The sequence below is a fragment of the Jatrophihabitans lederbergiae genome (assembly GCF_031845305.1).
In the GTDB taxonomy this organism is placed as follows: Bacteria; Actinomycetota; Actinomycetes; order Mycobacteriales; family Jatrophihabitantaceae; genus Jatrophihabitans_A; species Jatrophihabitans_A lederbergiae.
Window position 1 is genome coordinate 1 of sequence record NZ_JAVREH010000141.1, and the last position, 1,864, is coordinate 1,864.

1 protein-coding gene is annotated in these 1,864 nt (G+C 65.9%); it reads left to right on the plus strand.

What is annotated here, in order from left to right:
• Positions 1-651: 651 nt before the first annotated feature.
• Positions 652-1,176 (plus strand): hypothetical protein, encoded by a 525-nt coding sequence (locus RM423_RS24540; protein WP_311425661.1) that lies wholly within the window; start codon positions 652-654, stop codon positions 1,174-1,176.
• The last annotated feature ends 688 nt before the right edge of the window (positions 1,177-1,864 follow it).

The window sequence follows — 1,864 nt, forward strand, 5'->3', positions numbered from 1 at the left end:
GCCCCAGGGCGCGACCGAAAGACCACGTGGAAAAGCCGGGCACACCGGCTGATCGACCGTGCCCAGACCTCAATCCCCGAATGCGAATTCAGAAACCCATCACACAATCACCGACGGTGCATCCGGGTTAAGCGGGCACCCCCAGCCGACCGGTCCACGCCCGTACCCGGCAGCGATTCCGAGCCCTCCGGGCGAGACACGTCCCAGACTCGGCTACAGACCACACCAACCAGCGCCCCGCCAGCCGTAACTACCAAGCACGTCGCAATGAATCCTGCTGTCCGCTTCGCAGGTTCCCTCAGCAACCAGCTCATTCGCGTCCTCCTCCTCGTGTACCTCGTATCCTTTTCCTTACCCCCGCAGACGGCTTCCTGGCAGCGTGGTGCGGGCCAGCACTCGGCAGCTGGTCGAGCCATTCCTTGGCAATGTAGCTGCGTTAGAGGTCTGGTGAAGGATTCCGGCGCCCCAGTCGTAGCGGCCCGCCTGTCGCGCCGTACAGGGAATTCGAGTCGCCAATTTGTCTTGGGTTTGGACACTTACAGAGCTAACGTTGACCTGCAAATGCAGGGGCGCTTGAGTGATCCGCCCCGATTCTCGATATACGCGCCGGCAATCTGCCCGGTCGATACCCATTACCAATTGGAGGCTGTCATGAACAACGCCCGAAAGTCGGCAGGCGCACGGGTCACTCGTGTTCGTCCAGCCGGTGACATCGTCGCCGAAACGCTGGCCGGGCACCCCGACCGTACGGCGGCCGAGCTGACACAGCTGGCCGGGCTCGGTGGCTCGACGGTTGCCAAGGCCCTCGCCACTCTGGAGAAGGCAGGTCGCGCTCGGCGCCACGCGCCCGACCTCGGCGGCAGCCACACCGACGGTCGCGGCTCAGCCGACGCCGGGAGCGGGAGCGGTGGGCGGCGCCCGGAAGGCGTCCCCGCCCGCACCACGACGAAGGCGGCAACCGGCGGCCGCCGGGACCGGTTGGGCAAGGGAGAACTCACCACCCTGGTTCTGGAGTACCTCGTGGCCCATTCGGACGTCGACCTCGGCCCGACCGCGATCAGCCGAGCGCTTCAGCGTTCCCAGGGGGCCGTGGCGAATTGCCTGACGAAGCTGACTGCCAGCGGCGACCTCGTGCAGACCTGCGAGCAACCGCGCCGTTACCGCGTCACCAGCTGAGCCCATTACGCGGCGAGCGTTGTGAGCGACCGGTCCGGGAGCGTCGACTGACCAGCCGCAGTGGGCAATGGATGTCAGGTTGAACTGCGGCTCACTGGAGCCGTACGGTGACTGAACGGCGCGCGATGAGCCTGACGACCCAACCCGACCCGACGGATGACTCGGATCACTGAGGGCGCGTACCCGGCCGGCGGTGAAGTCCCTCCCTGGTCGGCGATCGCGGCGAGTCCTGGACGGGTGGGTGCCAGGCGGTCGTGTGGTCGCGGAACTCGCGAACGCGAAGCCTTCCTCAACTTCGCCGACGCCGTGGGGTCAGTCGTGGCCAGTACCTCGCCTGGGGTCGCAGGGTGGTCAGAATAGTTGGTCGCTGGTCGGGCTGTCACCGTCACCTGTGCCCGTTCTGTTCGTGTCCGAGCGCTTCGAGGGCCTGAGACACTTCCCAGTCGTGGCGGGCGTTGCACTGGGCCCAGCGTTGTTCGTCGTCGGTCATCTGTCGGAGGAACTCGTAGCGGTGGCGAACGGTGGCGATCCATTCGGCTACGGCAACCGGTTTGGTCAGGTTGGCCTGACCCCGGCGTGTTGATCCAGGTCGAGTGAGAGTCCTTTCGCCCACAATGTGGGCAAGGAGGCTCGAATCTGATGACGACGAGGAAGCGACACAGCCCGGAGCAGGTCGTGCGCAAGCTGG

What these genes read in the sequence shown, in the direction of transcription:
- RM423_RS24540 (WP_311425661.1), top strand. Translation starts at nt 652, where the DNA reads ATGAACAACGCCCGAAAGTCGGCAGGCGCACGGGTCACTCGTGTTCGT.